Origin of the sequence: Pseudomonas sp. O39 (genome assembly GCF_045447295.1) — a bacterium.
Classification (GTDB): Bacteria; Pseudomonadota; Gammaproteobacteria; order Pseudomonadales; family Pseudomonadaceae; genus Aquipseudomonas; species Aquipseudomonas antarctica_A.
In genome coordinates this window covers 1-23685 of the sequence record NZ_JBJGXV010000024.1, presented here as the reverse complement: position 1 = coordinate 23685, position 23685 = coordinate 1, and the positions used below count along the sequence as shown (strand labels likewise).

The 23685-nt window shown below is 60.1% G+C and carries 16 protein-coding genes and 1 riboswitch; of the genes, 11 read left to right on the top strand and 5 right to left on the bottom strand.

The features are described from left to right. Positions 1-488 precede the first annotated feature (488 nt). A riboswitch (cobalamin riboswitch) is annotated at positions 489-701 on the top strand. Between the two features lie 96 nt (positions 702-797). The 4 genes from ACI77D_RS24055 (at position 798) to cobM (ending at position 2908) form a co-directional block, all read left to right on the top strand. Then, a complete protein-coding gene (locus ACI77D_RS24055; RefSeq protein WP_064452011.1) occupies positions 798-986 on the top strand; it encodes a CbtB-domain containing protein in 189 nt (62 codons plus the stop codon). A gap of 11 nt (positions 987-997) precedes the next feature. Beyond that, positions 998-1702, top strand: coding sequence for a CbtA family protein (locus tag ACI77D_RS24050; protein ID WP_407017621.1), 705 nt, complete (start codon positions 998-1000; stop codon positions 1700-1702). Continuing rightward, positions 1699-2091 (top strand): cobalamin biosynthesis protein, encoded by a 393-nt coding sequence (locus ACI77D_RS24045; RefSeq protein ID WP_064452009.1) that lies wholly within the window; start codon positions 1699-1701, stop codon positions 2089-2091. Before ACI77D_RS24050 ends, ACI77D_RS24045 begins: the two co-directional genes overlap by 4 nt. Positions 2092-2161: 70 nt before the next feature. Then, positions 2162-2908, top strand: coding sequence for a precorrin-4 C(11)-methyltransferase (cobM, locus tag ACI77D_RS24040; RefSeq protein ID WP_221294506.1), 747 nt, complete (start codon positions 2162-2164; stop codon positions 2906-2908). 203 nt (positions 2909-3111) lie between these two features. On the opposite strand, the gene nfuA is transcribed toward cobM, so the two are convergent. Both nfuA and ACI77D_RS24030 read right to left on the bottom strand, forming a co-directional pair. Then, a complete protein-coding gene (gene nfuA / locus ACI77D_RS24035; protein ID WP_017136914.1) occupies positions 3112-3696 on the bottom strand; it encodes a Fe-S biogenesis protein NfuA in 585 nt (194 codons plus the stop codon). A gap of 804 nt (positions 3697-4500) precedes the next feature. Further along, the gene (locus ACI77D_RS24030) at positions 4501-6795 is read right to left on the bottom strand and encodes a fatty acid cis/trans isomerase (RefSeq protein WP_407017620.1); all 2295 of its coding nucleotides are present in this window, start codon (positions 6793-6795) and stop codon (positions 4501-4503) included. A 164-nt stretch (positions 6796-6959) separates the two neighbouring features. Here ACI77D_RS24030 and metH point away from each other — a divergent pair, with 164 nt between their 5' ends. Next, on the top strand, positions 6960-10670 hold the full coding sequence (gene metH / locus ACI77D_RS24025; protein ID WP_064452005.1) for a methionine synthase: 3711 nt from the start codon (positions 6960-6962) through the stop codon (positions 10668-10670). A 137-nt stretch (positions 10671-10807) separates the two neighbouring features. Then, a complete protein-coding gene (locus tag ACI77D_RS24020; RefSeq protein ID WP_407017619.1) occupies positions 10808-15661 on the top strand; it encodes a dermonecrotic toxin domain-containing protein in 4854 nt (1617 codons plus the stop codon). A gap of 95 nt (positions 15662-15756) precedes the next feature. On the opposite strand, the gene ACI77D_RS24015 is transcribed toward ACI77D_RS24020, so the two are convergent. Continuing rightward, positions 15757-15993 (bottom strand): hypothetical protein, encoded by a 237-nt coding sequence (locus tag ACI77D_RS24015; protein WP_407017618.1) that lies wholly within the window; start codon positions 15991-15993, stop codon positions 15757-15759. Between the two features lie 222 nt (positions 15994-16215). Here ACI77D_RS24015 and ACI77D_RS24010 point away from each other — a divergent pair, with 222 nt between their 5' ends. Further along, entirely contained in the window at positions 16216-16434 is a 219-nt protein-coding gene (locus tag ACI77D_RS24010) for a DUF2970 domain-containing protein (protein WP_064452002.1), read from the top strand. Between the two features lie 6 nt (positions 16435-16440). Here the strand turns inward: ACI77D_RS24010 and ACI77D_RS24005 are convergent, their stop codons facing one another. After that, positions 16441-17520 (bottom strand): ABC transporter substrate-binding protein, encoded by a 1080-nt coding sequence (locus ACI77D_RS24005; RefSeq protein WP_407017617.1) that lies wholly within the window; start codon positions 17518-17520, stop codon positions 16441-16443. A gap of 423 nt (positions 17521-17943) precedes the next feature. Here ACI77D_RS24005 and ACI77D_RS24000 point away from each other — a divergent pair, with 423 nt between their 5' ends. Together ACI77D_RS24000 and ACI77D_RS23995 are read left to right on the top strand one after the other, a co-directional pair. After that, positions 17944-19602: a nitrite/sulfite reductase gene (locus ACI77D_RS24000; protein ID WP_064452000.1), complete on the top strand. Its 1659-nt coding sequence runs from the start codon at positions 17944-17946 to the stop codon at positions 19600-19602. Then, positions 19586-20080, top strand: a complete 495-nt coding sequence (locus ACI77D_RS23995; RefSeq protein WP_262667635.1) for a DUF934 domain-containing protein — start codon at positions 19586-19588, stop codon at positions 20078-20080. Before ACI77D_RS24000 ends, ACI77D_RS23995 begins: the two co-directional genes overlap by 17 nt. A 40-nt stretch (positions 20081-20120) precedes the next feature. Here ACI77D_RS23995 and ACI77D_RS23990 read toward each other — a convergent pair whose 3' ends face one another. Then, the gene (locus ACI77D_RS23990) at positions 20121-20525 is read right to left on the bottom strand and encodes a MerR family transcriptional regulator (protein ID WP_064451998.1); all 405 of its coding nucleotides are present in this window, start codon (positions 20523-20525) and stop codon (positions 20121-20123) included. Positions 20526-20597: 72 nt separating this feature from the next. On the opposite strand from ACI77D_RS23990, the gene ACI77D_RS23985 reads away from it, so the two are divergent. Both ACI77D_RS23985 and poxB read left to right on the top strand, forming a co-directional pair. Further along, complete coding sequence (locus ACI77D_RS23985) at positions 20598-21830, top strand: NADH:flavin oxidoreductase/NADH oxidase family protein (protein ID WP_259762648.1); 1233 nt, start codon at positions 20598-20600, stop codon at positions 21828-21830. A 77-nt stretch (positions 21831-21907) separates the two neighbouring features. Then, on the top strand, positions 21908-23632 hold the full coding sequence (poxB, locus tag ACI77D_RS23980) for a ubiquinone-dependent pyruvate dehydrogenase (RefSeq protein ID WP_064451996.1): 1725 nt from the start codon (positions 21908-21910) through the stop codon (positions 23630-23632). The last annotated feature ends 53 nt before the right edge of the window (positions 23633-23685 follow it).

Genomic DNA, 23685 nt, shown 5'->3' with positions numbered 1-23685 from the left:
GGCTTGCCTGCAATGCAGACATCTCGGTCTGTCAGTGACACACAGTTGATGCCATCGCAGGCAAGCCAGCTCCCACAGAAAAGCAGTTCTGTTGTTGCCGTGTTTTTGCCCTGCTTTTGCTTCTACCACTCAGGTCGGCTACTAGGCCGCCGTGCTCTGCTGTTGATCTTGATCTGACAGGCCCCGTTAACCACGATGGCCGAACGCAGGCTTGAATCCGTGGGTAACCCGGCAGGACGCCGGGTTAGCCGCACTGGGCCAGGGATGGCCCATTGCGGCGGCCCACGGATTCAAGCCGGAGTGCGGGCATACCGAGCCTGGGCGAGGTACCGAGTGGTGGGGCAAAGCGTTTTTTGGTTACTTTTTTAGGGCGTTTGTAAAAAAGTGACCCGCCGTAAGGGCGGAACCCTAAGCCGCCGTTACCGCAGCAACGGATATGCACACCCACCAAAAAACCCCAATTGACTCCCCTCCCACCCCCATGCTCTCCTACACATCTTGTTTCGGGTGCCCTTCACAGGGTGAAACGGGAAACCGGTAAATCATGCGTGCATGACCAGTCCGGTGCTGCCCCCGCAACGGTAAGCGAGCGAAGCGTCACAGCCACTGTGCCCTCGGGTATGGGAAGGCGATGCTTTCAGGACTCTAGTTCAAGAGCCCCCTCGCAAGCCCGGAGACCGGCCCGAAAAAATCAGATAACAAACCCGCGGTGGGCGGGCGCTGTTTAAAACTCTGCGTGCCTGGCTCGCGGGGTTTTCATGCGCTCGTTCCACCCTGACACCCAGAAGGGACGCGCCATGTCGATCATCAGCAGCACCTCGCACACCACCCGTAGCTCCGCCACCCTGAGCCAACGCCTGAGCGCCGCCATCGGTGCCTCGATCCTCGGCGCCTGCCTGGTGTATTTCGCCGGTTTCTCGCATATCGAGGCGGTGCACAACGCGGCCCACGATACCCGCCACAGCGCCGCGTTCCCGTGCCACTGAGGCCTGCCGACATGATCAAGCGTATTGCTCAAACCGCAGGTTTCACCGGCTTGCTGGCCGCCCTGCTACTGACCCTGCTGCAAAGCTTCTGGGTCGCACCGCTGATTTTGCAGGCGGAAACCTTTGAAAAAGCCCCGTCTGCTGTCGAAGTGGCCCATGAACATGCCGAAGGTGCCGCAGCCCATACCCACGACGCCGAAGCTTGGGAGCCGGAAAATGGCTGGCAGCGCGTGCTGTCTACTACCGGTGGGAATCTGGTGGTCGCCGTCGGTTTTGCGCTGATGTTGGCGGGCCTCTACACCCTGCGCGCGCCGACTCGCACGGCCCAAGGGCTGCTGTGGGGCTTGGCGGGTTACGCGACGTTCGTGCTGGCGCCTACTTTGGGCCTGCCACCGGAGTTGCCGGGGACTGCCGCGGCTGATTTGGCACAACGGCAGGTCTGGTGGATCGGCACCGCGGCGTCCACCGCAGCCGGTATCGCGCTGCTGGTGTTTGGTCGCAACGGGCTGCTGAAAGTGCTGGGCGTGGCGATCATCGCCTTCCCGCATGTTATCGGCGCACCGCAACCCCTCGTGCATTCGATGCTGGCCCCCGAAGCGCTGGAATCACAGTTCAAGATCGCATCGCAGCTGACCAACGTTGCATTCTGGCTGGCCTTAGGCCTGATCAGCGCGTGGCTGTTCCGCCGTAACCGCGACGAACATTACTCGGCATGACGCTGGTGGTCGGGCTGGGATGCCGGCGGGGTTGTGACGTTCACACCCTGCTGGGTCTGTTTGACGCCGTCCTCGCCGAGGGCGGTATTGAGCGCCAACATATTGCGGCCCTGGCCAGTATTGATCGCAAGCAGGATGAACCGGGCTTGCTTGCCCTGGCTCACATGCTGAACCTGCCGTTACAGTGTTTCAGTGCAGAACACCTGGCGGTTTACGAGGACCGGCTGAGCCACAAATCAGCCGTGGCCTTCGCACACACCGGCTGTTACGGCATCGCCGAAAGCGCGGCCCTTGCCTTGGCTGAACAGCTCTCCCACGCCCCTGCCCGCCTGTTGATCACCCGCAAAAAAACCGCCCAGGCCACCTTTGCATTAGCCTGCACCGGCTAAAATCCCGATAATTGCCGTTCTCGATCATGAGCAATCTTCATGCTCGCCCGTTTTTCAACAGGAACTCCCCATGACCGTCTACTTTATCGGCGCAGGCCCCGGCGACCCGGAATTGATCACCGTCAAAGGCCAGCGGCTGATCCGCAGTTGCCCGGTGATCATTTATGCCGGCTCGCTGGTGCCCACCGCCGTATTGGAGGGTCATCAGGCGGAACAGGTGGTCAATAGCGCCGAATTGCACTTGGAACAGATCATCGAGTTGATCCAGGCAGCCCATGCAAAGGGCCAGGATGTGGCCCGCGTGCATTCCGGCGACCCGAGCCTGTATGGGGCGATTGGCGAACAAATCCGCCATTTGCGCGAACGGGGCATTCCCTTCCAGATCATTCCCGGGGTAACGGCAGTGGCGGCTTGTGCGGCGTTGCTGGAGGCGGAACTGACCCTGCCGGATATCGCCCAAAGCGTGATCCTGACCCGCTACGCCGACAAAACCAACATGCCTGCCGGTGAGGCGTTCGACAGCCTGGCCCGCCACGGCACGACCATGGCGATTCACCTGGGGGTCAACCACCTGGACAAAATCGTCGCCGAACTGCTACCGCACTATGGCGCGGACTGCCCGATTGCCGTGGTCCACCGGGCGACGTGGCCGGATCAGGACTGGGTTGTCGGCACGCTGAGTGATATTGCCGAGAAGGTGGCCGCCAAGGGTTTCCGGCGTACGGCACTGATTGTGGTTGGCCGGGTGTTGGCAAGCGACAGCTTCAGCGAGTCCTCACTGTACCGGGCAGGCCACGCGCACCTCTATCGCCCCTGAAGAGTGCGGTTGGACATGTGGGCTTGCTCGCGAACGCAGGGTGTCAGCCAGTGCATCTTTAACTGAACTACCCGCATTCGCGAGCAAGCCCGCTCCCACAGTTAATCTTATTTGTTAGAAATACCGAGTAAGACACTGAATTTTAAGCATAAAAAAACGGCGCTCATGGGGCGCCGTTTTTTTGTTCGCAGTGAACGCCTTACTCAGTAGTAGGCGTTTTCTTTCTGCGTGTGGTCAGTCACATCGCGTACGCCCTTGAGCTCCGGAATGCGCTCGAGCAGGGTGCGCTCGATGCCTTCACGCAGGGTCACGTCCGCCTGGCCGCAGCCTTGGCAACCACCGCCGAATTTCAACACGGCAATGCCGTCTTCCACGACATCGATCAAGCTGACCTGACCACCGTGGCTGGCGAGCCCCGGGTTGATCTCGGTTTGCAGGTAGTAGTTGATGCGCTCGTTGACCGGGCTGTCGGCGTTGACGTTCGGCACCTTGGCGTTAGGCGCCTTGATGGTCAACTGGCCGCCCATGCGGTCGGTGGCGTAATCGACCACAGCATCGTCCAGGAACGCTTCGCTGAAGTTATCGATGTACGCGGTGAAGCTTTTGAGCCCCAGGGCGGTGTCTTCAGGCTTCTCTTCCCCGGGCTTGCAGTAGGCGATGCAAGTCTCGGCGTATTGGGTGCCGGGCTGGGTGATAAAGACGCGGATACCGATGCCTGGGGTGTTCTGCTTGGACAGCAGATCAGCCAGGTAATCGTGCGCGGCGTCGGTAATGGTTATGGCAGTCATGGAAACTCCTCACAGGCTTGCGGGCAGTTTACGCCAAATTATTACCGAGGTACAAAGTCCTAGTGTTTTTGTCGGGATAGTTTTTTGTGTGGGTGCCTTGGGGGGATGTACCTATCCGTTTCTTCGGTAACGGCGGCCTATGGTTTCGCCCTTACGGCGACTCACTTTGGAAAAGCCCCAACGTAAGCAATGGGCTCTTGCCGGTATGACTCACCCACATGGTTTACAAATTAGTTCACACACATTTGGAACTCAGTACATCAGGCAGAGAGTGTGCTGCTCTTCAGGCTGTACTCGGTCAATGTGGGGCTGGCTTGTCGGACCGACGAACCGCTGCGATTGCATCAGCTGGGTATGCCTGATGTACCGAGGTGCTTGCATCGCAGGCAAGCCAGCTCCCACAGAAAAGCAGCTCTGCTTCTGCTGTGCTTTTGCCCTGCCTTCGCTTCTACCACTCAGGTCGGCTACCAGGCCGCCGTGCTCTGCTTTTGATCTGCTGTTGATCTTGATCTGACAGGCCCCGTTAACCACGCTGGCCGCACGCAGGCTTGAATCCGTGGGTAACCCGGCAGGACGCCGGGTTAGCCGCACTGGGCCAAGGATGGCCCATTGCGGCGGCCCACGGATTCAAGCCGGAGTGCGGGCATGCCGAGCCCAGGCGAGGCACCGAGTGGTGGGGCAAAGCGTTTTTTGGTTACTTTTTTAGGCGCTTTGTAAAAAAGTGACCCGCCGTAAGGGCGGAACCCTAAGCAGCCGTTACCGCAGCAACGGATATGTACCCCCACACAAATCACAAATCACAAATCACAAATTCTCATACCGATTCATATCCAACACCCCCGCCTCAACCGGCGTAGTCTCCAGAACATACCGCGACAAGTCGTGGAAATACTGCCAAAACAGCGGATGACTGCGCCGCACACCCCACCGATCAACAATCTTCTCAAACTGCTGAGCATCCCTGGCACTCTCCATCGCCAAAACAAACCCCGGCACCTCCTGCGCCGGAATGTTGAAAATGAAGTTCGGATAACTGCTCAGCACCCCTGGATAAATGGTCACAGTATCCAGCCCCGGCTGATAGCGATAAGCCTCACCCAGCAAAAACGCCACATTACTGTGCGCCCGGTTACGCAACATGCTGTAAACCACCCGCTTGCCGCTGGCGGTCTCGATCCGCAACATAGTGGCCTCAGGCAGTTGCTCAATCACCTTGAGCCCCGCCGCCGGCCTCGACGTGAGGCGACTGAGGGCCTGCTCCGCATCCCGCAATGCCGGATCAATCCCATCGCGCGAGCAATAGGCCCCGGCACAACGGTTGATCGGGTCCGGACTGGCGTTCAAATCGCCATAACGCGTCAATAACTGATTGGCAAAATCGCGCTTCGGGTCCTTCTTATCCAGATGCAACCCACTCGGTGTGTCATCGTCAATCGCCTCGTAGTCCAGCCAGAGCTTGAGTTTCCCGCTGTTCTGGTACCAATCATCCATAAAGTCGTCGCGGGTATCGGCCGGCATCAGGCGCAGGAAATTCTGCTCGGCACCATTGCGGATCAGGTCGAAGTAGAGCCGGGTCTGGGCCTGGTGCGAGACATTGCCGAACACGTCAAAGTTGACCACCAGTTGGTAGTAGGTGCGCTCCAGCAACGGGTAATCGAACAACCACATCGTCTGCGGGACTTCACCGATCAGGCCTTTATTGACCGAGGCACTGTCAAAGTGGCGGAAGATGCTCAACAGCGCATTGTCATTGCCGGCCCACAGGGTTGACCAGCTTGGCGCCGGCAGGTCGGCATAACTGTCCCGACGCAGGGCTTCGTACTGGTTGCGCTTGTCGCGGTACTTGAGCCACAGGCTGAGCACACTGCCCACGTCATCATTCTGCCCCGGCATCGCCAGCAACGGCGTCGCCTGGCCGCGATAGCGGGCATCGGTGATGTACAGATCGTGGTCCGGCGCCTGAAACAGCGCCCAGAAGTTGTCGCGGATAACGTCCGTGGCAATCTGCCCGCGGCACACCGGGCCACGAATAAAAGTGCGTACAAAATACTCGGCGTTGTCCAGCATGAACTGGTAACGCGCCTGCGCCGGGATCGCCTCGAAGGTCTCGAATGGGTTGGCACGGCGCCCGGGGCCGTAGCCCGGCGACGCGGTGACCTGCCAATCACCGCTGTAGAACAGGGATTTGACCCGTGCCATTTTCTGCGCACTGAGAGGATAGGTGATATGGGTTTTATGCACGATCACCCCTTGTACCGGCCACAGTCGGTAGTACACCCGAGTGCCGGGGTCGTCGTTGGGGCGGCGGGTGTTGATCAGGTCAATCGGCTGGCCGCTGGGTGTACGTGAGCGTACCCACTGAAAGAAATGCCCGGGTTCGCCGCCCTCGAAATAAAGATGCGCAATAAACAGGTGTTCGTACAGCCAGCGCGCCACCAGGCTTTGGCGGGCGCCGGGGGCGTTGAGCAGGTTTTCCCATTGCAGCACCTGGGCGGCTTCCTGGGCACTCGGCGCCACGCCTTGCTCATCGATCGGCGCACCGGAGGCCAGCCAGCGTTGCAGGGTCTGGTATTGCTGGTCGCTCAAGCCGGTGACGGCCAGCGGCATGCCCTCATTGGGGTGCGCGCCGGCGTAGCCGTCGAATTCACCTGGCGACGGGCACATGTTTTCGCGGTTCAGGCCCAGCACGATGTCTTCAGGCAATTTGCCATTGGGCTGCAAGGGCGCACGACGGTGGCCCAACTCCAACATGCGCGCCATCAGCGCGGCCTGGCTGCCCTGGGCATCAAGTACCGAGCTGAAGCCTTCGCGCTGCCAGGCGGCTTTACCGAAGGCGTCATAGAACAGCCGGACCGGCTTGGTTGCCTGGCTGCGCTCACCGTCGTAGACCGGCACTTTGGTCGCGCCCCGGGCCGCGCCTTCGCCGCTGCCCAGGTTCAACTGGCAGGCCGAGTCATAGCAGGCATGGCACGCCACGCACTTCTCGGTAAAAATCGGTTGAATGTCACGGGTGTAGGAAATCGCCGGGGCGGGATCTTGGGCCTGCGTAGTGGTGCCAATCAGCAAAAGTGCAAGGCTGACGATGATGCGATACGGCATGAGCCTGGTCCCGGTATGAAGCCAAAATGATAAATCCCGGGAATTCTACCGACCTGCATCCCGCACCAACATGAACGATATTCATGCAAAACCTGGACATGCTCTAAATCGGCACAGGTTTGCTATGATTCGTCCCCTCCGAAATGCCTGACCAGAGTAGTCCCATGTCCGATCGTAGCGCTCGTCTGCAAGCCCTTCATCAAGCCCTCAAGGAACGTATCCTGATACTCGATGGCGGTATGGGCACGATGATCCAGAGCTACAAGCTTGAGGAACAGGATTATCGTGGCAAGCGCTTCGCCGACTGGCCGAGCGACGTCAAGGGCAACAACGACCTGCTGGTCATCACCCGTCCGGACGTGATCGGCGGCATCGAAAAAGCCTACCTGGATGCCGGCGCCGACATTCTGGAAACCAACACCTTCAACGCCACGCGCATTTCCATGGCCGATTACGGCATGGAAGCCCTGGCCTACGAATTAAACGTAGAGGGCGCACGCCTGGCGCGCAAGGTCGCCGACGCGAAGACCCTGGAAAACCCGGCCAAGCCGCGCTTCGTCGCTGGTGTGCTCGGCCCTACCAGCCGTACGTGCTCGCTGTCGCCTGACGTGAACAACCCAGGCTACCGTAACGTGACCTTTGATGAGCTGGTGGAAAACTACACCGAGGCGACCAAAGGTCTGATCGAGGGCGGCGCCGATCTGATCCTGATCGAAACCATCTTCGACACACTCAACGCCAAAGCGGCGATCTTCGCCGTGCAAGGCGTGTTCGAAGAACTGGGTATCGAGTTGCCGATCATGATTTCCGGCACTATCACCGACGCCTCCGGCCGTACCCTCTCGGGCCAGACCACCGAAGCGTTCTGGAACTCCGTCAGCCACGCCAAGCCGATTTCCGTAGGCCTGAACTGCGCCCTTGGGGCGAGTGAGCTGCGCCCGTACCTGGAAGAACTGTCGAACAAGGCCAGCACCCACGTGTCGGCGCACCCAAACGCCGGCCTGCCCAATGAGTTCGGCGAGTACGACGAGCTGCCGTCGGAAACCGCCAAGGTCATCGAAGAATTCGCCCAGAGCGGCTTCCTCAACATTGTGGGCGGCTGCTGCGGCACCACGCCGGGCCACATCGAAGCCATCGCCAAGGCCGTGGCCGGTTATGCGCCGCGCCCGATCCCGGACATTCCCAAGGCTTGCCGCCTGTCGGGCCTGGAGCCGTTCACCATTGATCGCAGCTCGTTGTTCGTCAACGTCGGCGAGCGCACCAACATTACCGGTTCCGCACGTTTTGCCCGCCTGATCCGTGAAGACAACTACACCGAAGCCCTGGAAGTCGCCCTGCAGCAGGTGGAAGCCGGCGCCCAGGTGATCGACATCAACATGGACGAAGGGATGCTCGATTCGAAGAAGGCCATGGTGACCTTCCTCAATCTGATTGCCGGCGAGCCGGACATCTCCCGTGTACCGATCATGATCGACTCCTCCAAGTGGGAAGTGATCGAGGCCGGCCTCAAGTGCATCCAGGGCAAGGGCATCGTTAACTCCATCAGCATGAAGGAAGGCGTGGAGCAGTTCATTCACCACGCCAAGCTGTGCAAACGCTACGGCGCCGCCGTGGTGGTGATGGCCTTTGACGAAGCCGGCCAGGCCGACACCGAAGCGCGCAAGAAAGAAATCTGCAAACGCTCCTACGACATTTTGGTCAATGACGTCGGCTTCCCGCCGGAAGACATCATCTTCGACCCGAACATCTTCGCGGTCGCCACCGGTATCGAAGAGCACAACAACTACGCCGTGGACTTCATCAACGCCTGCGCCTATATCCGCGATGAGCTGCCGTATGCGCTGACCTCGGGTGGCGTGTCCAACGTGTCGTTCTCGTTCCGCGGTAACAACCCGGTGCGTGAGGCGATCCACTCGGTGTTCCTGCTGTATGCGATCCGCAATGGCCTGACCATGGGTATCGTCAACGCCGGCCAGTTGGAGATCTACGACCAGATCCCGGCCGAGCTGCGCGATGCGGTCGAAGACGTGGTGCTCAACCGCACACCGGAAGGCACCGACGCCCTCCTCGCCATCGCCGACAAATACAAAGGTGACGGCAGCGTCAAGGAAGCCGAGACCGAGGAATGGCGTGGCTGGCCGGTGAACCAGCGCCTGGAGCACGCGCTGGTAAAGGGCATCACCACGCATATCGTCGAAGACACAGAGGAATCCCGCCAATCGTTCGCGCGCCCGATCGAGGTGATCGAAGGCCCGTTGATGTCCGGCATGAACATCGTCGGCGACCTGTTTGGCGCCGGCAAAATGTTCCTGCCCCAGGTGGTTAAATCCGCCCGGGTGATGAAGCAGGCCGTGGCCCACTTGATCCCGTTCATCGAACTGGAAAAAGGCGACAAGCCGGAAGCCAAGGGCAAGATCCTGATGGCCACCGTAAAAGGTGACGTGCATGACATCGGCAAGAACATTGTTGGCGTGGTGCTGGGTTGCAACGGCTATGACATTGTCGACCTGGGCGTGATGGTCCCGGCCGAGAAGATCCTGCAGGTGGCCAAGGAACAGAAGTGCGACATCATTGGCCTGTCCGGCCTGATCACGCCGTCCCTGGATGAGATGGTGCATGTGGCCCGCGAGATGCAGCGCCAGGACTTCCACCTGCCGCTGATGATCGGTGGCGCGACCACGTCCAAGGCGCACACTGCGGTGAAGATCGAGCCCAAGTACAGCAACGACGCGGTGATCTATGTAACCGACGCCTCCCGTGCGGTGGGCGTGGCCACGCAGTTGCTGTCCAAGGAATTGAAGCCAGCCTTCGTCGAGAAAACCCGCCTGGAATACATCGACGTGCGCGAGCGCACCTCGAACCGCAGCGCCCGCACCGAGCGCCTGAGCTACCCGGCCGCGATCGCCAAGAAGCCGCAGTTCGACTGGAGCACCTATACCCCGGTGAAACCGACCTTTACCGGCGCCAAGGTGCTGGACAATATCGACCTCAAGGTGCTGGCAGAGTACATCGACTGGACCCCGTTCTTTATCTCCTGGGACCTGGCCGGCAAGTTCCCGCGCATCCTCGAAGACGAGGTGGTAGGCGAAGCGGCTACCGCGCTCTACGCCGATGCCCGGGAAATGCTGAAAAAGCTGATCGACGAAAAACTCATCAGCGCCCGTGCAGTGTTTGGCTTCTGGCCGACCAACCAGGTGCAGGACGATGACCTGGAAGTCTACGGTGACGACGGCCAGCCGATTGCCAGGTTGCATCACCTGCGCCAGCAAATCATCAAGACCGACGGCAAGCCAAACTTCTCCCTGGCCGACTTCGTCGCGCCAAAAGACAGCGGCGTCACCGACTACATCGGTGGCTTCATCACCACCGCGGGTATCGGCGCGGAAGAAGTGGCCAAGGCCTATCAGGACGCAGGCGACGATTACAACTCGATCATGGTCAAGGCCCTGGCCGACCGCCTGGCCGAGGCCTGCGCCGAGTGGCTGCACCAGCAAGTGCGTAAAGAACACTGGGGCTACGCCAAGGACGAACAGCTGGATAACGAGGCGCTGATCAAAGAGCAATACAGCGGCATCCGCCCTGCCCCGGGCTACCCGGCGTGCCCGGACCACACCGAGAAAGCCCAACTGTTCCAACTGCTCGACCCCGAGGCCCGCGAAATGCAGGCGGGCCGTAGCGGCGTGTTCCTGACCGAGCACTACGCGATGTTCCCGGCGGCGGCAGTCAGCGGCTGGTACTTCGCCCACCCGCAGGCGCAATACTTCGCCGTGGGCAAGGTCGACAAGGACCAGGTGCAAAGCTACACCGCGCGTAAGCAACAGGACTTGAGCGTCACCGAACGCTGGCTGGCGCCGAACCTGGGTTACGACAACTAAGACGCTCGGCCCTATTTGCGGTATCCCCCTACCGTACTCGCCACGACGAAATCCGATTTCCTGTAGCGGACCGATCATCGGTCCGCTGACCCGGCAGCCAACCCGCACCGGATTGAAACAGGAAACAGGATTTCGTCATGCCCGATCCAACCTACCCCGTGTTACCCACAGCCCTGGGCCAATTACCTGCCCAGGCTGTCCATGAGCGTTTCGCCACTCGCCCAGCTTTGTTTTCAGTGGTGTTCAATGCCCTGCGCGAGCGCATCCTGCAGCGCTATCCGACCCTGCAACTGGACCTGCTCTCGGTCAAGCTGGCCACCCCGGCCCCCGCTGGCGGTTATACCTACCCGCTGTTGATGAACATCGCTATCGCACATGTCTTGAACCCGCAGCTACTTGACCTGCAGCCACGCCGTGAACTGCCGTTCTACCTGACGCAAAACGTGCCTACGGTGCTGAAGCCCGCAGCGCTGCCGCTGATCGACATGCAGGTCATCGCGCAACTCATCGACGCGTTACCCTCATCGCTCTACCTGTATTTCCAGCACGCCCTGGCTGACTACTGGAGCGCCACCGACAGCCACGGCAGCAGTCGCTGGCAATGGCTGGGCGAATTTCTCAATGGTCAGATGACCGCGGCAGCAGCAGGCCCCTCAGGCCTGACCGAAGTACAACGGGACATGCTGGCTGTCACCGCCGCCTGGCCCGGGCGCCTCGAGCGTCTGCCCCGCTCCACGCCCACCACGTATGCCTATTTCATTGAAACCACTCTTTCCAGCGCCGGGAAAGCAGTACGCCTGCTCACGCCGGACCTGCTGCTGGTGCGCGACCAACAGGTGCTGCTGTGCAGCCTGACGGGGGCTGTCGAGCCGTTTGACTCGATGGATGCCTTTGGCGAAACCTGGGGGGCCAGGATGCAGAACCAATTCCAGTGCGACAGCATCACCTGGCGGCGCAATGAGCCTGAAGGCAACGTGTTCGAACAGCAGGCCGGGCTTATTCTCAATCAGCAACTTGAAGACCTGGCGAGTTTGTCATTTCAAGGCCAAAGCGAAGCAGCGCTTGCCCAAGCCCTGAATAAACTCACGGACCCAGCCCTACTGTATACCAAGGTCCCGGTGCCTTCTGCTGCGCGCCTGCAAAAGGTCGACCGCCAGCTGCCCGCGTGGCTCAAGCACGCCAGTGCCGATTACCGCTTTGCCTACCACCGCCATCTGCAGGACATGGCGCGAGTGATGAAACAGAATCAGGGCCGATCTTTCAACGAGGGCATTGCAAACATCCACAGCTTCAGCCGCGACGCATTGCGCAAACAGATGCAAACCGACCATGAGGATTACGATCCCGACGAGCTGGTGTTGGATTTCGCCGTGGCCGCCGGCTACCCGGGCGGCGCCGGCATTATCGAGCATGTACGCATGTCGCTGACGGAGCTGGCGCTGAAGAACCTCGCCGGCAAGCCCAAAGGCACGCTGACGCTCGCCGCCAAAAGTGCCGAGACACTGCCGGACTGGATGACCACAGACTACTTGCTGGGTAGCCAGGGGTTGATCCAGCGCGTCGACATTGGCACGGCCTATCCACAGAAGATCAAGGACCTGTTGCTCACCGACACGAGCGACGCGCGCCAACGGGAGACCCTGTTTACTCGCGAACTCAAGGTCCACCTGCCGATGCAGGCGCTGGAGTACCGGATCAGGCAGCAGTATGGCGTCACCACAACAGGCTATCGTTATGTCAAGGCGTTGATGGGCGACACCCCCGCCGACAGAATCGTCGACGGCCAGGAGATCGTCCTGCGCCCACTGGCCCTGTGCCGAAAAGCCGGAGCCACGCCCGACACCGTCAATAACATGTTTGTTATCGAGCCTCGGGACGCCAACATCGGCCCGCACCTGCTGTATCGGCCGCTGTATACCGACAGCCTGTATCAATACCCCACACGCCAGGCCTTGCTGGATGCGCTTGCCACTCCCGGCGCGGTGCAGACGAGCGTGCTGACCTGGCTAAGCGACAAGGCGCGTCCGATCTACGATCACGGCGGGTTTAAAGAGCCGCACATCATTCGCTTCCTGCCCGGGGATGAATTCGCCCCGCCTGAACAGCCGGCCCCCGCGACGCTGGCAGTCGATGAGGGTGCCGATGAATGGCTTCAGTCACAGGTCAACGGCAAGCTGCTTGGCCACCTGTTCGGCAGCACCGCAAGGGCGATGGTCGACCTGGCTGATCGCGAGTCGGTGTCCAACAGCGAAAGCCGCTGGGCGATCGTGATGGAAGGTGCCTGGCTGCTGTTCAACACCTTGTTGCTGCCATTGGTGCGCGGCCCGGCCATGTTGGCGGGCTGGTTCCTGGTCCTGGTCAGCAGCCTGGAACAGGATTTGGCCGGACTCGACAGCGATGACCCGACCACCCGCGAGCTGGCGCTGATTGACCTGTTGCTCAATACCGCGATGGTGCTGTTGCATGCCGCCACACCCTCGGATGGCGCCCGACAGCCGTTATCGGAACTCGCCCCGCAAGACAACGCTCTGCACCTGGCGTCCTGGCGCCGCACTGCGGGTTTGCCGCCTCCGGAGAGCACTGCACCGGTCCAACACGGCTCGGTCGCGCTTCCGGGTGAGCCTCCGGCGACAGGCCACACCGCGCTGGACTTCAGCCGCTCGATAGCCAGCCCCCAGAGCAGCGCGAAGTTGCTCAAGGCGCTGCTCGATGTTCACGTGCCGTGGCCCGAAACCTTGCCACCCGCCGAGGCAAGCGGCCCGCTCAAGGGGCTGTACAGAATTGACAATAGCTGGCACGCCAGCGTCGGCGGGCTGCTGTTTCAAGTCAGCGTGGTAGCCGGTTTCGGCGAGGTCTACCTGGTTGACCCGCAGCACCCGCAGCGTCCTGGCTTCAAGTTGGCCAGCGACGGACAAGGGCATTGGCGGCTGGAACGAAAGGCTCGGCTGGAAGGCGGTATGCCCAGGGAAAAGCTGGATAAATGGCAGCGACAGCATCGAGATCGGATAGCCGCGCTGAAGAGAGACCTGGAAAGTCTCAATGCCGAAATGCTGCCATTGGCGATCACGTTTCTTCCGTTCAAAACAGCGCTGGACACGGCCAGGACCCAACTGGTCGAACATAAAAAAGCGTTGCGAGAGGATTGGATAAGGCTCGGCACCTCGACTGCGCTTCCAGAACTGCACGCCAGAATCACAGAACGGCATGCGCAAAGACAACTCATGACCGCGCAAGCCAAATTGCATTGGGATATCGCATTCGACAACTACCGGCAAAACGCGGAGGTGATTAACCCGACAATGCAGAAGATCGAAGTCAAGAACGGCGAACTGATGGAAGCCGACAGAACGGACCCGAGACACAAACGATCACGCGACGTCGCAACCCAGTTTGCTTATAACTACTGGGGGTCAATCTTTGAGGTGTTGTCGCAAAAATTTACCGACACCCTTGAAACCGAACGCGGCGAAAACACCGTGGAGCTCGGAGACCGCGTCAACAGAGAGTTGCGCGACAACGTCACAGACGCCTACGAGGCGTACATCAACACCAAGACGCTACAGGTTGAAGCGCTCGAACAGATGGTTGAGCCTGCAGAAAAAATCGAAACCTTCCTCAAACAGGCAGACCCCGCACTGCGCAATTTTCTATTGCAAGACAGGCCCACCGACCAAAAGATATCCTCGATCGCCCTAAAGCAACACGCACTGCTATTCCTTACCGAGCTGGTACTGGACCGCTCCCACGGTTCCCGAGAACCGGCGGAGTTTCTTTTCGTCCAGGAACTCACTGATCCAAAAACCACAGCCAGCGTCTTGGCGCACACGGAAATGCGTACAACCAGTGGCTACTCTACGGTTGAGCAAGTTGCCGTACTCAAGGGCGTCCTTGAACGCTATGAGCGACTCGAGAACGCCGTTAACTCATTAAGTGAAATGGGCTCCGGCTTTGTGCGCGAGGAGTATCAAACCCCATTCCTGGAGCAGCTCATTGACACCCGTACCAGCCTTGAAGCACAGCTGGCCGATTTGATCCTGACAGACCAAGGGTTTGCCCTCCTGCCAAGTTCTGCCAGCCCGACCCGGGCGAAACCCGCCGCCAGGAAAGTCATCAAGACGCGCAACAACAGCAGCCTGGTGGGTGATTTGCGCGATCCTCGACCGGAGGACCCCGGCCAATTTGTCGACATCAACGACCCCATCACCGGGCAGATCGTCGCCACCTACCTCGAACACGCCAATGAAGGCGTATGGGTCGAGGTTGTTGCGGCGACGCCAGCCACACAACCGCCTGCGCCGGTGGTTCGCTCATTGGCCGCGATTAAACGTGAGGCAGAAAGCGCGATACCCCAAAGGGCGGAAATCGAACGCAAGATACGCGGCCTGCAGAGAAAGCTTCAGGACCCGACACGCGGCGAAATGCTCAACCCGCTGGACTGGCAAGACATGTTGACCCCGCATGCGAACAAAATGGCCGCCCTGGCCGATGAAATCGAACGTAATCATGCCTCGCATGCAGATGCCAACGCCATGATGAACACCTACCGCGACGAGTCATCCACCACACTCAAGCTGGCACGTGAAGTATGCAGCGAGGGCTACAAGCAACAGCGCCCCAAAGCGTCCAATATTGCGTACCTGTGGCAACACGGTTTTGTCGATATCAACCTGGTCAAAAGCCGAGTTTTATTGAAGGCAGGCGACTATCTCAGCGAATACGTGATACGCGATAAAAGCCAAATAAAACATGGGAAACCGTATGAAGAAACCGTCCTGTGGTACGCGCACTTTCATTACCCGGCGGCCGATACTCCAGCATTAACACCGGCCTTCGGCCATCTAAAGACTAAAGCTGAGCGCCTGTTTACGCGTAAAGAACTGATCGAACGGGCTCGCGCTGACAACCGAGCCGTGGTCAATTTGGATAAAGCCGAGATCAAACCGCCGCTGGATAAGGAGCTGTTCCTTAAGCTGGAACTGCCCAGGCCGTGAGTGAATCGCACTAACTCCACCCATGTGGAAGCTGCTTGAACTTGACAGCTTCCACATCCTCCAAAAAAACAGCCCCAATACCGTCAACCGTTATCTCAATCGTACTGACCTGCAGCGGGCTGCCTGGGGCATAACAACGTCTTGTCGACGTCGATTTCCACCTGGAACTGTTCTTTCAACGCCTTGGGCAGTAATGGCTTGGCGAATGCATCAACGTCCTGGAACGTCGACATGGTTTTGTCCAACTGAACCTGAGCGACGGCGCTGGCCTTGACGCTCGCGTTGACGGTCTTGCGCTGTTCGGGCGAGGCGTTTTTGTACCAGTCGGGCAAGACCGCCGCGGTTTCTTTAAGTGCCAACCTGCGGGCTGGCGTCGTGTCGACCAGCCATTGCGGAACGGCCTTTTCGAGGAATCGGGCATGGTGTCACTCCTGTGATTGGGAGTGACAGCACATCACCGCTCAGCCTTTGGTCGTTGGTGCATACATACAACGGGCGTGGCCTCACCGAGAGTTGTCTATGCTCTGTAGGGAGATCTACCTGACGAGGGATGTATGAACGGTCCAGTCGACAACAAGCCACCGACCTTCTGGCAAATGCTGCACAGTGTGATGGCCGCCGCCTTCGGTGTGCAGAGCGGCAAGAACCGCGCGCGGGACTTTACCCACGGCAAGCCCAGCCACTTTGTGATCCTGGGAATTCTGTTCACGGCGGTGTTTGCGCTGGCGCTGTTCGGCATCGTCAAGCTGGTGCTGCACCTGGCCGGCGTCTGAGGAGGGTCAAGGCAACACAGCGCGCAGGCTGAACGGGTAACGATAGCTTTCAGGTTTGCCCAAGGCCGATAACGCCCGAAAATCCACGCTGTAATCGCTGCCGGCATTGATTTGCAACAAGCGGCGCGCCTGCTCCGGCCCAATCAGCTGGAACAGCGCGACCTCACGCTCGCTCCCGCCGTGCCGGGCGATATCCACCCCATGGGCATCGTCATACAACAGCACCATGGCCCAACCGCCCAGGGTGAAATGCCCCGCCACCAGGACACTCAGTCGACCGTCGAGCCGAGCCTCAAGGATGGGCGACGAGCTGTTGATCGCACTGAACAACACATCCTTGCCCGGTACGCGGCCACTGTCCTGCAGAGCCTGCATGGCGCCCAGGGCCATCTCATCATTGGCCGACCACACCAGCGCCGTCTGCGGGTGCTGCTTGAACAGCTGAGTGGCTTGTTCAAGGGCGCGTTGGCGGTTCCATTCGCCGTACACCAATTGGCGCAACCGGACTTCGGGGTGTTCATCCAGCGCCCTGCGCAAGCCCTTCTCACGCAGCAGCGAGACAGGCGTGTTCTTGACCCCGGAGAACGCCAGCAAGTCGAGGGTCTGGCCGGGCGCAATGGGGCCATGTTGACGCAGCAACTCGGTGAGCATCAGGTAGCCCGCCTGCTCGTCATCGGCAACGATGCTGCCGAGCAGGTCAGGCTGATTGGACACGTCCAGGAACTGCACCTGATCCGGGGTCAGGGCGTTGTTGACGAGCAGCAGCTTGACCCCGCTGCCTTGGGCCAGGCGCAGAATCTGCGGGGCAACATACTGTTCGTTAACCAGCACCAGATAATCGGGGCGGTCAGCGCCCTGCAACGCCTCTCGCGCCTGCGTCAGGGTGTTATTGCTGTCGCGCTCGGAATAGCGCACGCGCAAATCCAGGCCGAGGTCCTTGGCAGCGGCCTGCATGAATTGCGAATAGCCGACCCAGAAGGGTTCCGTGGACGTGCCCGGGTTAAGAAAGACCACTGACGTCGCATGGGCCATCGCCCCGTACGTCGATCCCAGTAACCACGCACACGCAATCAGAACCTTCAACATAGTCGTTTGAGCCTTGAATGTTGGCCGCCATGATAGTGGCAAACTGGCAGTCAATCGAGGCTCAACCAACCTTCTTTTATTGGTGGCTAACCCAGAACACGGCGGTTCCGACCACCAGAATTATCAGGAACAAAATGGCCCAGGCGTCAACGGTACTGTCAGGTTTACGGGCTTTGGTCGAATTGCTCATCGCATCGCCTCTTGTCGGTTTTATAGGTGATTGCACTAAGACTCGACGACAGTAAAGATCATGATTGCCCTCATGACAAATGTGGGTATCGCGATAACCGTTCTCATTAGTCAATTTGGTTATTTACATATACTCAAACATCACTTTTGCGCATAAACGCAAACTGGTATCGTGCGCCGGCTCCGTTGGGAGTGCGCGGCCGTGCGCGCAGATTTGCCGAGAACAGGACCTATATGTACGTATACGACGAATACGATCAGCGCATCATCGAGGACCGCGTCAAGCAGTTCCGTGATCAGACCCGACGCTACTTGGCAGGTGAGCTGAGCGAGGAAGAGTTCCGCCCTCTGCGCCTGCAAAATGGCCTTTATGTTCAGCGCTTTGCGCCGATGCTGCGGGTGGCCGTGCCTTATGGCCAACTGACCTCGCGCCAGACGCGCATGATGGCCAAGATTGCCCGTGACTTCGACAAAGGCTATGCCCACATCAGTACCCGCCAGAACGTGCAGTTCAACTGGCCGGCGCTGGAGGACGTGCCGGACATCCTGGCTGAACTGGCGACCGTGCAGATGCACGCCATTCAGACCAGCGGTAACTGCCTGCGCAACGTGACCACCGACCAATTCGCCGGCGTAGCCGCCGACGAGCTGATCGACCCGCGCCCCTGGTGTGAAATCGTCCGTCAGTGGACCACCTTTCACCCGGAATTCGCCTACTTGCCGCGCAAGTTCAAGATCGCCATCAATGGCTCGACCTCGGACCGCGCCGCCATCGAAGTGCATGACATTGGCCTTGAGCCGGTGCACAACGCAGCCGGCGAGCTGGGCTTCCGTGTGCTGGTCGGTGGCGGCCTCGGTCGTACACCGGTCGTCGGCGCATTCATCAATGAATTCCTGCCATGGCAGGACCTGTTGAGCTACCTCGATGCCATTTTGCGGGTCTACAACCGCTACGGCCGTCGTGACAACAAGTACAAGGCCCGGATCAAGATCCTGGTCAAAGCGCTGACCCCTGAGGTATTTGCCCAGAAAGTCGACGCTGAAATGGAACACCTGCGCGGCGGCCAGACCACCCTGACCGAAGCCGAAGTCCACCGCGTCGCCAAGCACTTCGTCGATCCTGAGTACAAAGCCCTGAGCAACCAGGAAGCTGCGCTGGCCGACCTTGACCAGCAGCACCCAGGTTTCGCCCGCTGGCGTACCCGCAACACCCTGGCGCACAAAAAGCCGGGCTATGTCGCGGTGACCCTGTCGCTGAAACCCACCGGCGTTGCACCGGGCGATATCACCGACAAACAGCTGGACGCCGTCGCCGACCTGGCCGAGCGCTACAGCTTCGGCCAACTGCGCACCTCCCATGAGCAGAACATCATTCTCGCCGACGTTGAACAGAGCCAACTGTTCACCCTGTGGGGCGAGCTGCGCGAAGGCGGTTTCGCCACGCCGAACATCGGCCTGCTGACCGACATCATCTGCTGCCCGGGCGGCGACTTCTGCTCCCTGGCCAACGCCAAATCGATCCCGATCGCCGAATCGATCCAGCGCCGTTTCGACGACCTGGACTACCTGTTCGACATCGGCGAGCTGGACCTGAACATCTCCGGTTGCATGAACGCCTGTGGTCACCACCACGTCGGCCACATCGGCATCCTGGGCGTGGACAAGAAAGGCGAAGAATTCTACCAAGTGTCCCTGGGTGGCAGCGCCAGCCGCGATGCGAGCCTGGGCAAGATCCTCGGCCCGTCCTTCGCCCAGGAAGCCATGCCCGAGGTGATCGGCAAGCTGATCGACGTGTACATCGAACAGCGCACCGAAGATGAGCGTTTCATCGACACCTACCAGCGCATTGGCATCGACCTGTTCAAGGAGCGCGTCTATGCAGCGAATCATTAAGAACAACGAAGTCCTCGACGAAACCTGGCACCTGCTGCCCAAGGACGCGACCTTCGATGGCATTTCCAACTGCGACGACCTGATCGTACCGTTGGCCCTGTGGCGCGAGCACGCCCATGCGCTCAAGGCCCGCGACGGCGGCCTGGGTGTGTGGCTGGACGCCGATGAAGAAGCCGAAGAAATCGGCGACGACGTGGAACACTTCCAGGTCATCGCCCTGAACTTCCCGGCCTTCACCGACGGTCGCAACTACTCCAACGCACGCCTGCTGCGAGACCGCTACGGTTTCAAAGGCGAGCTGCGCGCGATTGGCGATGTGCTGCGCGACCAGCTGTTTTATCTGCACCGCTGCGGGTTCGATGCCTTCGCCTTGCGCGCCGACAAAGACCCGTATGAAGCGTTGGAAAGCCTCAAGGACTTCTCGGTGACGTATCAAGCCGCAACGGATGAACCGCTGCCCTTGTTCCGTCGTCGCTAAACGTTAGCGCATGAAAAAGCCCTGGCATGCCAGGGCTTTTTTATGAATTGATTTTGATCGACGCCAGCACGTGCTTCTGCCCTATGGAACACGGCACATCTGCCGGCTGGGCCCGCACCGCCTCGATCACGCCCAACAACTGAGCTTTGCTCTGGGCCAACTGCGCCTGCATCGCTTCGATCTGCTGCACCTTACGCTCCAGTGCCTCGACCAATTCATCGCGCTTGTGCTCGCCTGGTGCTGGCATCAGCGCCTTGAGTTCCTGCAAGGTAAACCCGGCCTGCTGCGCGCTCTGAATCAGTTGCAGGGTCTGCAACGCTTGTGCTGAATAGCGTCGATAGCCATTGGCCTGGCGCCCCACCTGGCTGATCAGCCCTTCGGCCTCGTAGAACCTGATACGCGACGCTGCCAGCCCGCTTTGTTTTGCCAGCTCACCAATATTCATTGCCACGCCCTGCTTGACATTAAAGTTGACTTTAAGCTTAGCCTGAGGCCTCCCCCGCCCAGGAGTCAATCCATGTCGCCCTTTGAAGCCTTGCAACTGCCCAACGGCCAAATCCTTACCAACCGCATCGCCAAGGCGGCGATGGAAGAGAATATGGCCGACGCCCGGCAAGCGCCCTCGCGCGAATTGAAGCAGTTGTACAAGACCTGGGCGGACGGTGAGCCCGGTTTATTACTGACCGGCAACGTGATGATCGACCGCCACGCCATGACCGGCCCCGGCGGCGTGGCCCTGGAAGATGAGCAGCACCTGGAGAGCTTCCGTGAATGGGCCGATGTTGCCCGCGCCAAGGGCGTGCACTTTTGGGTGCAGCTCAGCCATCCGGGGCGCCAGACCATGGCCAATCTGGGCCAGCAAGCCTTGGCGCCCTCAGCGGTAGCACTCGAGCTGGGCGGTTTTTCGAAGATGTTTGCCAAGCCCAGGGCCATGACCGAGCACGACATTCAAGACGTGATCAAGCGCTTCGCCACCAGCGCGCGCCTGGCCGAGAAAGCCGGGTTTACCGGGGTGCAAATCCACGCAGCGCATGGCTATTTGCTCAGCCAGTTTCTCTCGCCGCTGAGCAACCTGCGTACCGATCGCTGGGGCGGCTCGCTGGAAAACCGTGCGCGCCTGCTGCTGGAGGTGATCAACGCAGTGCGCGCCAACGTCAGCCCGTCCTTTTGTGTGGCGGTAAAGCTCAACTCGGCGGACTTCCAGCGCGGCGGGTTCGAAGAGGCCGATGCGCGCGCGGTGGTCGAGATGCTCAACCCGTTGCCCATCGACCTGCTCGAGTTATCCGGCGGCAGCTATGAGGCCCCGGCGATGCAAGGAGACGCGCGGGACGGCCGTACCCTGGCGCGTGAAGCGTACTTCCTGGAATTTGCCAAAGCGCTTGCAACCCTCGCCAAAATGCCGCTGATGGTCACCGGCGGTATTCGTCGCCTGCCAATCGTGCAGCAGGTGCTGGACAGCGGCATTGCCATGGCCGGCATCGCCACCGCCCTGACGCTGGAACCACAACTGATCAAACACTGGCGCGAAGGGCGCGATCTGAACCCGCAACTCAAACCCATCAACTGGCAGCGCAAACCCCTGGCAGCCCTCGCCACGCTGGCGGTGGTGCGTTACCAGATGCGCCGCCTGAGCCGCGGCCACCTGCCCAAGCCGAAGGTCGCACCGTGGATGGCGTTGGTCCGCGACCAGTGGTTTATCGCCCGCCGCACCCGCCAATACCGCGCCGCCATGACGCAATCTTCACATTAAGAGCGGAGCATTCGCCGTGATCGAACTGTCCCCTATTGATCAGCAATTTTTTACCTCACTGACGATTGGAGTTCTTCATGGCGAAAATCAACCTGGCCCAGCAATTGGCGACCACCCTTGAACAGGCGGGCATCAAACGCATCTGGGGCCTGACCGGCGACAGCCTCAATGGCCTGACCGACGCCCTGCGCACCATGGACAGCATCGAGTGGATGCACGTGCGCCACGAAGAAGTCGCCGCCTTCGCCGCCGGTGCCGAAGCCGCCGCCACCGGCGAACTGACGGTGTGCGCCGGCAGTTGCGGGCCGGGCAACCTGCATTTGATCAATGGCCTGTTCGACTGCCATCGCAACCATGTCCCGGTGCTGGCCATTGCCGCACAGATTCCCTCCTCGGAAATCGGCCTGAACTACTTTCAGGAAACCCATCCCCAGGAACTGTTCAAAGAGTGCAGCCACTTTATCGAGCTGGTGACCAACCCCGAGCAAATGCCCCAGGTGCTGCACCGCGCCATGCGCTCGGCGATCCTCAACCGTGGCGTGGCGGTGGTGGTGATTCCTGGCGATGTGTCGCTGCTGGAAGTACAAGACAAGCTCAAGCCGTGGCCGGCCCTGCACGCACCGCGCACTTTGCCGGCGGAGCAGGACCTGCAACGCCTCACCGAGATCCTTGAGGGCAGCCAGAAAGTCACCCTGCTGTGCGGCAGCGGCTGTGCCGGCGCCCACGACCAAGTGGTGGCCCTGGCCGATGCCTTGGGCGCGCCGGTGGTGCATGCCTTGCGCGGTAAAGAGCATGTGGAGTGGGACAACCCGTTTGATGTGGGCATGACCGGCTTGATCGGTTTCAGCTCCGGTTATCACGCCATGCTCAACTGCGACACGCTGATCATGCTCGGCACCGACTTCCCGTACCGCCAGTTCTACCCGACCGACGCGAAAATCATCCAGGTCGACCGCAACCCGCAGGCGCTGGGGCGCCGGGCCACGCTGGACCTGGGTATCGCTGCTGACGTCAGCGAGACCATCGAAGCACTGTTGCCGCGCCTGACCCGCAAGGCCGACCGCAGCTTTCTCGACACCTCACTGAAGCATTACGAGAAGGCCCGCCAAGGCCTGGATGACCTGGCAGAGCCCTCAAAGGCTGACCGGCCGATCCACCCGCAATACGTGGCGCGCTTACTCAGCGAGTTGGCGGATGACGATGCCATCTTCACCGCCGACGTCGGCTCACCCACCGTCTGGGCTGCGCGCTACTTGAAAATGAACGGCAAACGCCGCCTGATCGGTTCGTTCAACCACGGTTCGATGGCCAATGCCATGCCGCAGGCCATCGGCGCACAAGCGGCTTTCCCCGGGCGCCAGGTCATTTCGATGTCCGGCGACGGTGGGTTTGCCATGTTGATGGGCGATTTCATCTCGTTGGCGCAATTGAAATTGCCGGTCAAAGTCATCGTGTTCGATAACTCGTCACTCGGGTTTGTCGCCATGGAAATGAAAGCCGCTGGCTACCTCGACACCGGCACTGAATTGAAAAATCCGGATTTCGCGGCCATGTCCAATGCCATGGGCATCCTCGGCATTCGCGTGGAACAATCCGAAGACCTCGAACCGGCCTTGCGCCGAGCCCTGGCGCATGACGGCCCGGTGCTGGTGGACGTCGTTACCGCCACGCAGGAACTGGTGATGCCGCCCAGCATCAAGTTGGAACAGGCCAAGGGTTTCAGCCTGTACATGCTCAAGGCGGTGATGAGCGGGCGCGGTGATGAAGTGATCGAGTTGGCGCGCACCAACTGGTTGCGCTGAGGGTGGTGGGGGGATTTGTGTACATATCCGTTGTTTGGGTTACGGCTGACATG

Excerpts from the sequence above, each read along its gene's own strand:
- ACI77D_RS24055 (WP_064452011.1), top strand. The coding sequence starts at position 798 with ATGTCGATCATCAGCAGCACCTCGCACACCACCCGTAGCTCCGCCACC.
- ACI77D_RS24050 (WP_407017621.1), top strand. The coding sequence starts at position 998 with ATGATCAAGCGTATTGCTCAAACCGCAGGTTTCACCGGCTTGCTGGCC.
- ACI77D_RS24045 (WP_064452009.1), top strand. The coding sequence starts at position 1,699 with ATGACGCTGGTGGTCGGGCTGGGATGCCGGCGGGGTTGTGACGTTCAC.
- cobM (WP_221294506.1), top strand. The coding sequence starts at position 2,162 with ATGACCGTCTACTTTATCGGCGCAGGCCCCGGCGACCCGGAATTGATC.
- nfuA (WP_017136914.1), bottom strand. The coding sequence starts at position 3,696 with ATGACTGCCATAACCATTACCGACGCCGCGCACGATTACCTGGCTGAT.
- ACI77D_RS24030 (WP_407017620.1), bottom strand. The coding sequence starts at position 6,795 with ATGCCGTATCGCATCATCGTCAGCCTTGCACTTTTGCTGATTGGCACC.
- metH (WP_064452005.1), top strand. The coding sequence starts at position 6,960 with ATGTCCGATCGTAGCGCTCGTCTGCAAGCCCTTCATCAAGCCCTCAAG.
- ACI77D_RS24020 (WP_407017619.1), top strand. The coding sequence starts at position 10,808 with ATGCCCGATCCAACCTACCCCGTGTTACCCACAGCCCTGGGCCAATTA.
- ACI77D_RS24010 (WP_064452002.1), top strand. The coding sequence starts at position 16,216 with ATGAACGGTCCAGTCGACAACAAGCCACCGACCTTCTGGCAAATGCTG.
- ACI77D_RS24005 (WP_407017617.1), bottom strand. The coding sequence starts at position 17,520 with ATGTTGAAGGTTCTGATTGCGTGTGCGTGGTTACTGGGATCGACGTAC.
- ACI77D_RS24000 (WP_064452000.1), top strand. The coding sequence starts at position 17,944 with ATGTACGTATACGACGAATACGATCAGCGCATCATCGAGGACCGCGTC.
- ACI77D_RS23995 (WP_262667635.1), top strand. The coding sequence starts at position 19,586 with ATGCAGCGAATCATTAAGAACAACGAAGTCCTCGACGAAACCTGGCAC.
- ACI77D_RS23990 (WP_064451998.1), bottom strand. The coding sequence starts at position 20,525 with ATGAATATTGGTGAGCTGGCAAAACAAAGCGGGCTGGCAGCGTCGCGT.
- ACI77D_RS23985 (WP_259762648.1), top strand. The coding sequence starts at position 20,598 with ATGTCGCCCTTTGAAGCCTTGCAACTGCCCAACGGCCAAATCCTTACC.
- poxB (WP_064451996.1), top strand. The coding sequence starts at position 21,908 with ATGGCGAAAATCAACCTGGCCCAGCAATTGGCGACCACCCTTGAACAG.